This is a genomic window from Simiduia sp., from assembly GCF_058345725.1.
The window spans coordinates 25,590-31,957 of record NZ_JBTUOC010000053.1 but is presented as its reverse complement, the minus strand read 5'-3'; the positions used below and the strand labels follow the sequence as shown (position 1 = coordinate 31,957).

Here is a 6,368-nt window from a genome sequence, read left to right as displayed (position 1 = left end):
AATGCTACAGCTTCGCCGCCCCATACTTCGGCACATACGCGCGTCAGAGCTGCGGTCAGAGTGGTTTTACCGTGGTCAACGTGACCAATGGTGCCCACGTTTACGTGGGGCTTGTTACGTTCAAACTTAGCCTTAGCCATTGCCAACGTCTCCTATTTACAGGGGCGAACACATCGTTTCTTCAAACAAAACAAAATTCCGCAAAAGACCGGCCTTTGCGGAAACTGGAGCTCTTGACCGGAGTTGAACCGGTGACCTCACCCTTACCAAGGGTGTGCTCTACCAACTGAGCTACAAGAGCGAAAACTTACCTAAACTTCCGACTCCAAAACTGGAGCGGGCAGCGGGAATCGAACCCGCATCATCAGCTTGGAAGGCTGAGGTTCTACCATTAAACTATGCCCGCATTGACTGACGGACTAAACAGTTACAGCCAATCCGAAAAACGGCTACCACACCTAATGGCAGCTGCCAGTCGCCGAGACCTGGACTTTAATAATGGTGCAGGGGGATGGATTATTCCCTACGGTCGCCGCTATCGCGGCGCTCGCCTGCGCTTCGCTGGTCGTCGAACCACCTCTCTGGTTCTCACTCCACCCCCCAACGGGGACTTTTCCAGCGAAATGCCAGACTCAACATCTGGACTTCAATAATGGTGCAGGGGGATGGATTCGAACCATCGAAGCTTTCGCGTCAGATTTACAGTCTGATCCCTTTGGCCACTCGGGAACCCCTGCCAAAAGAGCCGGCAATTCTCCGGCTCAGGCTAGCGCTTGTCAACCACTTTTGTGAGTAAATTCACGGGCTTACAGCACGTAGCTTATAGAAAATGGAGCTGGTGAAAGGAGTTGAACCCTCGACCGCCTGATTACAAGTCAGATGCTCTACCAACTGAGCTACACCAGCTAAAACCACTCCAAAACACACCTTTTCAGGCCTGCCTGTAATGTGGAGGCGCGATTCTAGTGAAACTTGTCCCCCGACGCAACAGCTGAGCATAAATTTTGACGAATCTCTTGGCCGCCCCCTGCCGGCAGCAGGTCCTGCCACACGGAAGCCGCCACGCTAGAGGCCTGTCCAGGCCCCAAAACTACCCACAACTCTTTCTGTGTGCGGGGCAATACTTTTAATTCCGCCTGATAACCGAGTTTTACCATTTCCGCTTGGCGCGCCTCAGCCAGGGGTTTTTGGGTAAACATGCCAAAGGAAATACCGTTCGCCAGCTCACCCCGCGGTATCACATAACTATCCACCTGCTTGGCCTGCAGCTCGTGCAGTCGCCGCAAGGCCTGCTCCTGCGAGGGCTCCGGCGGCAAATACACCCAGTATGACTCACCGGCGGTGATCTCTAGAGACTGGAGGTTTGAATCGACCCCGAGCGCGCGCAGCCGCTCGCGCACTATGGCGCCGCGGTCGGCATCCAAGAACGGCCCCACCAGTGTACAGATCGGCGCCTCACCCTCGCGCCCAACTGGAGTGCCTTTCGACAGCATCTGCCGAGCGTCCGCGTCCATTTCCTCAATCAGCGTCAGAGAACGGGCGCTCGTACCCGCAGCGGGTGCAGCCACAATGCGCGCCTGAGGCTCTTCGCTGGGCTGCAGCACATACCACCCAAACAAAACCCCGTTGAGCACCAACAAAACCAAAAACACCAAACGCATGCTGTATTCTCTTTAAGCCAATTAACTGTTTAAGGTAGCGCTACCGCTAACCCATCCATGACCAGCGCCGGCAGGTAGACTGCGCCTGGCAAGGCGGGCAGCAACACCGGGCCATCGCCACCTGTGATCACAAGGCGCGCCAGCGGCGCATATCGCGTGCGCGCCTGCTCCACTAAGCCAAGCACCATTAATAGCAGCGCGCCCGATACCGCCGCCGCCGTGTTGTCGCCCGGCCGTGCAGGCAAATCAGACTGCAGTGCCGGCACCTGTACAGCCGCAGTTTCGGCATATAGCGCAGCGCGCATCATATGCAGACCCGGCCCAATGAAGCCACCGCTGTGCACTCCCGCACTCACCACATCCACCGTGACAGCCGTGCCCGCATCCACCACCACCAGATCTTCTCCCGGAAACCGAGCAGCCGCAGCCAACACTGCCAGCCAGCGATCCACTCCTAGGCGAGACGGCTCACGGTAGCCACAGCGCACACCGGCACAGTCGGCCACCACCAAAGCGCGCTCGACCGTCACGCCATAGGCCGCCTCAAGCGCAGCAGTTAGCAGGCTCGTCTGACGCGCCACCGACGCCAATCGCACTCGCGCCGGCGCCTGTTTTGGCAATCCCAGGGCCGACAACCCCCGCGCCTCAAACTCAGGCCAGGACGCACTGCCTTCCGCCGCCGCCGGTAGGGTCCGCCATTTTATCCGACTGTTTCCACAGTCCAGTTCTAAAATCATACGCGCGCTCGCAGCGACACTTCGCCACCGTGAAAGGCCTGCAGCCCCTGCGCCGTTTCCAGCAACAGGGCGCCGGTGTCGTCCACACCGCGCGCCACACCAGCGACCGCCTGATTGACACTCGAAACAGTTACGGGAGCATCTCGAAACACATCCAATGCCATCCACTCCGCCCGCAATGTCGAAAAGCCGCCCTGCTCAAACTCGTCCAACACGGTCACAATGGCATTCAATAGCAAGCTCACCAGCTGCCCACGCGGCAGCGTAACACCAAGCGCCCTCAAGCTCGCCCAGGGCTGATCAATGCCTCCCGCATCGGCATCGGCCATCGCAACATTCAAACCCACGCCGATCACCACCTGGCACTCGCCAGCCGGATCACCCGTCATTTCCAACAAAATACCGCCCAGCTTACGCCCCTCTACCAACAGGTCGTTAGGCCACTTTAACCCAACACTATCCAGTCCCGCGGCCCCAAGCGCTCGAGCACAGGCCACCCCCACCGCCAAACTTAGACCGCTTAGCGCCGCGGCCCCACCGCTAAACTGCCAGACCATCGACATATAAATGTTGGCGCCAAAGGGGCTCACCCAGTGTCGACCGCGGCGGCCGCGCCCGGCGAGCTGCTGCTCAGCCAACACCACCAGTCCGTTCGCATTACCAGCTGCCGCAGCGGCCATGGCCTGCACATTGGTGGAATCCGTTTGCAGCACACAGCGAAGTGATAGGGCAGTTCGCGCTCGGTCCGATAACCCCGCCTCAATTGCAGCCGGCGATAAGAGGTCCAGTGGGCGATCGAGCCGATAGCCTCGCCCCTTAACCGAAATGACTTCCAGCCCCAGCGGCGCCAGCTTCTGCAGTTGCTTCCACACGGCGGTGCGCGAAACTCCAATCAACTCCCCCAAGGCTTCGCCCGAGTGAAACTCACCGTCGGCCAGCGCTTGTAATAAGGGCGCTATACCCGATTCTGCGCTCAAATCCCTACCTCTCCCTCTTCCACATACCGACGCTCATAGCGCTGCCCCAGGCTAGTAAGCACTTCATAACCTATGGTTCCCATGGTTTCCGCCACCCGTGACACCGTCAGCTCATCGTTAAGCACATCGATATAAGCCTCACCAATAGGGGGCAATGCGGGCACCTGACTGACATCAAACAGCGTGACATCCATGGATACTCGCCCCAGTAGCGGCACCCGCCGCCCGGCCAGCATGCCCTGCCCTCTGCCACTCATCAAACGATGCAAGCCGTCTGCATAGCCGCCCATCGCCACGGCCAGAGTTTGGCCGGCAACGCCTGTGGCGGTCGCGCTGTAACCCAGGCTCGCAGCCTGGGTCAGGGTGCGATATTGGAGCACCGGTAACGCCAAGCGCACCACGGCCTCCTGCGGATTGGGAAGACCTGGCGTGGGGTTCACGCCATAGAGTGCCGCGCCGGGCCTTACACACGCAAAGTGCCAATCCGCCCCCAAAAAAATGCCCGACGAATTACTTAAACTGATTTCAGCCGCTGGCCAAGCCGCCCGAACCGCCGGTAGCTGGCGCTGAAAACTGGTCAACTGCTGAGCATTCAAAGGGTGCGACGGCTCGTCGGCACAGGCGAGATGACTCATGAACATTTGGACATTGAGCGCCTGGGCGAGCGACCGCTGAGCCAACAACGCCGCCAACTCCTGTTCGTCTAGCCCCAGCCGGGTCATGCCTGAATTAAACTTCAGCACACAGGGCGCACCAACAGTGGCCTTTCGCCAGCGCGCAATGGCTTCCTCGGAATACAAGCTCGGCCAAAGTCCCGCGGCAACCAGCTCCCCCTCGGTGCCGGGCCTGGCGCCGCCCAGCACTATAATAGAAGGGGTTGGCCCCAGCGCCTGCCGCAACGCCAGCCCTTCAGCTTGAGTGGCCACAAAAAAGCATTCGCAGCCAGCGCCCTGCAGCGCACGGGCCACGGGCACCATACCTAGCCCGTAGGCATCAGCCTTCACCACAGCCGCGCAGCGGGCTGGCGCAACCTTAGCGCGCAGCCGCAGCCAATTGCGCACTATGGCGCGTAAATTGACTGTTAATATCCCACAGGTTTCAGCCATACCCCCTCCTACAACAGGCGACCATATTACGCAGATGCACCCATGGGGGATAGTCGCTAGGCATAGGTTTCAGCGCACTCATAAAGAATCTGTCTAATCGCTCGCTAGGCAGGCGGGCAAAGGCCACCTAGACTGAATTCAGCCCCACCAGTTTGAGCCTCGCACCCCCAATGGACAACTGCCACCCCCACCAGAAACTTGGCGAAATGCTCGTACAACGGCAGCTGATCAGCCGCGAGCAGCTACAGTCCGCCATCGCCCTGCAACAGCAAACCCGGCAACCGCTGGGCGAAATTCTGGTGAACCTGCAACTCATCTCAGAGCGCCAGCTCACACGCACACTAAAATGGCAACAAATGCTTAAGGCGGCCATGCTCATCAGCAGTTTTACTCTAGCCGGCAGCCCCTGCTTCGCCTCTGAGGCGCAGCGGCTAACCCACCAGCTGGTCGCCAACCCCGCCAACTACTCACAGGCCAGCCTCAACCCGGGCACTGCCAAACGCGCTACAGCACACCGAGAGCCCAGTTGGCTCATCAATCTGCGCACCGGCCCTGCCGCCCCTGTTGTCACGCTGATCAGCGGCCACTATGCCGGCGGCGTCAGTAAATTTACTAAAGGAGTACGCTACCAAGCCAACTGGTCGGAAGACAGTTTAAAACTGGAATTGCGCTACCAGTTTTAAGTATCTGCGCAGTTGATGGCCCTTCGCTGCGTATTTCGCTATAAACTCCAATAGTCCACCCTTGCATCGGCAATCAAACAGGGCCCCTATGACCCGCGCGCGCTTTCACATGGAATGTCACCAACAGCACTGCACACTGGTGGTTGCCGGTAACTGGGAGCTGGGCAGCGCGCCCGACGGCGCGGCCCTGTGCGCCGCGCTCCCCCCCATCTGCGACCACCTGGTGCTGGCCACCGAAAACCTCCAACACTGGGACTCCAGCCTGGTCATCGCCCTGCTGCACTTGGCCCGCCAATGCACAAAACAGCAGACGCATTTTCACACGGGGGAGGCACCGCCTAATTTACAGCGACTGCTGGCATTAGCCACAGATGTGCCCGTACAGCCCCCCGCAGACGAGACCTCCGATAGCTCCATTTGGGTCAAATGGCGAGCCCAACTCACCCAACAGGGGCACGAAGTACAGCAAACGCTCATTTTTGTGGGCGATATCTGCCTGGCCTTGGGCCGCTGGCTCACCGGTCGCGCGAAAACGCGCACCAGCGATATCGGTTTTTTTGTTGCACAAGCCGGGCCGCAGGCGCTACCCATAGTGACGTTAATCGCCGTGCTGGTGGGCATGATTCTGGCGTACCTCGGCGCAGTGCAGCTGCAACAATGGGGCGCTCAAGTGTACGTCGCCAATTTGGTCTCCTTAGGCATGGTGCGAGAAATGGGCGCACTGATGACCGCCGTTATCATGGCGGGGCGCACGGGCGCCGCCTTTGCCGCCCAACTCGGCACCATGCAGGCCAACGACGAAATTGACGCCCTGCGGGTGATGGGCATTTCCAGCATGGATTTTCTGGTGCTGCCGCGCCTGCTGGCGCTGGTGCTTGTAATGCCTCTGCTCTGCATTTACGCCGATGTCATCGGCATGGCCGGCGGCGCCATTGTGGCGACCACCATGGATGTCAGCCTGACCCAGTATGTACTCCAGACACAAAGTGCCGTTAGTTGGCTAGACATATCCACAGGGCTGATCAAGAGTTTTGTTTTTGGCATTTTGATTGCGGTGGCGGGTTGCCAGGCCGGTATTCAATGCGGGCGCAACTCCACGGCGGTAGGGTTGGCCACTACCCACGCCGTGGTTCGGGCCATTGTCTACCTAGTGGTGGCCGACGCGGGCTTCAACATTTTGTACGATAAACTGGGCATCTAACAC

General features: G+C 59.3%; 7 protein-coding genes and 4 tRNA genes. 2 read left to right on the top strand and 9 right to left on the bottom strand.

Going from position 1 to position 6,368, the window contains the following annotated elements:
* The 9 genes from ACW8F6_RS12245 to alr all read right to left on the bottom strand — a co-directional run.
* On the bottom strand, positions 1 to 140 hold a 140-nt coding region (locus ACW8F6_RS12245; RefSeq protein WP_491576154.1), incomplete at its 3' end, for a GTP-binding protein.
* Positions 141 to 225: 85 nt separating this feature from the next.
* A tRNA-Thr gene (locus tag ACW8F6_RS12240) sits at positions 226 to 301 on the bottom strand.
* Between the two features lie 31 nt (positions 302 to 332).
* A tRNA-Gly gene (locus ACW8F6_RS12235) sits at positions 333 to 406 on the bottom strand.
* Positions 407 to 653: 247 nt separating this feature from the next.
* A tRNA-Tyr gene (locus ACW8F6_RS12230) sits at positions 654 to 737 on the bottom strand.
* A gap of 93 nt (positions 738 to 830) precedes the next feature.
* Positions 831 to 906 (bottom strand) — tRNA-Thr (locus ACW8F6_RS12225).
* Between the two features lie 56 nt (positions 907 to 962).
* Complete coding sequence (locus ACW8F6_RS12220) at positions 963 to 1,661, bottom strand: hypothetical protein (RefSeq protein ID WP_491576152.1); 699 nt, start codon at positions 1,659 to 1,661, stop codon at positions 963 to 965.
* Between the two features lie 29 nt (positions 1,662 to 1,690).
* Positions 1,691 to 2,398 (bottom strand): type III pantothenate kinase, encoded by a 708-nt coding sequence (locus tag ACW8F6_RS12215; protein WP_491576151.1) that lies wholly within the window; start codon positions 2,396 to 2,398, stop codon positions 1,691 to 1,693.
* Positions 2,395 to 3,375: a bifunctional biotin--[acetyl-CoA-carboxylase] ligase/biotin operon repressor BirA gene (birA, locus tag ACW8F6_RS12210; protein ID WP_491576150.1), complete on the bottom strand. Its 981-nt coding sequence runs from the start codon at positions 3,373 to 3,375 to the stop codon at positions 2,395 to 2,397. Before birA ends, ACW8F6_RS12215 begins: the two co-directional genes overlap by 4 nt.
* On the bottom strand, positions 3,372 to 4,481 hold the full coding sequence (gene alr, locus ACW8F6_RS12205) for an alanine racemase (protein ID WP_491576149.1): 1,110 nt from the start codon (positions 4,479 to 4,481) through the stop codon (positions 3,372 to 3,374). The genes birA and alr overlap by 4 nt, the downstream gene beginning before the upstream one ends.
* Before the next feature lie 206 nt (positions 4,482 to 4,687).
* On the opposite strand from alr, the gene ACW8F6_RS12200 reads away from it, so the two are divergent.
* Together ACW8F6_RS12200 and ACW8F6_RS12195 are read left to right on the top strand one after the other, a co-directional pair.
* Complete coding sequence (locus ACW8F6_RS12200; RefSeq protein ID WP_491576148.1) at positions 4,688 to 5,164, top strand: cyclic di-GMP-binding domain-containing protein, MshE-related; 477 nt, start codon at positions 4,688 to 4,690, stop codon at positions 5,162 to 5,164.
* An 88-nt stretch (positions 5,165 to 5,252) separates the two neighbouring features.
* Complete coding sequence (locus tag ACW8F6_RS12195; RefSeq protein ID WP_491576147.1) at positions 5,253 to 6,365, top strand: ABC transporter permease; 1,113 nt, start codon at positions 5,253 to 5,255, stop codon at positions 6,363 to 6,365.
* Positions 6,366 to 6,368 lie beyond the last annotated feature (3 nt).

Coding starts and splice junctions, on each gene's coding strand:
- ACW8F6_RS12220 (WP_491576152.1), bottom strand. CDS start 1,661: ATGCGTTTGGTGTTTTTGGTTTTGTTGGTGCTCAACGGGGTTTTGTTT.
- ACW8F6_RS12215 (WP_491576151.1), bottom strand. CDS start 2,398: ATGATTTTAGAACTGGACTGTGGAAACAGTCGGATAAAATGGCGGACC.
- alr (WP_491576149.1), bottom strand. CDS start 4,481: ATGGCTGAAACCTGTGGGATATTAACAGTCAATTTACGCGCCATAGTG.
- ACW8F6_RS12200 (WP_491576148.1), top strand. CDS start 4,688: ATGCTCGTACAACGGCAGCTGATCAGCCGCGAGCAGCTACAGTCCGCC.
- ACW8F6_RS12195 (WP_491576147.1), top strand. CDS start 5,253: ATGACCCGCGCGCGCTTTCACATGGAATGTCACCAACAGCACTGCACA.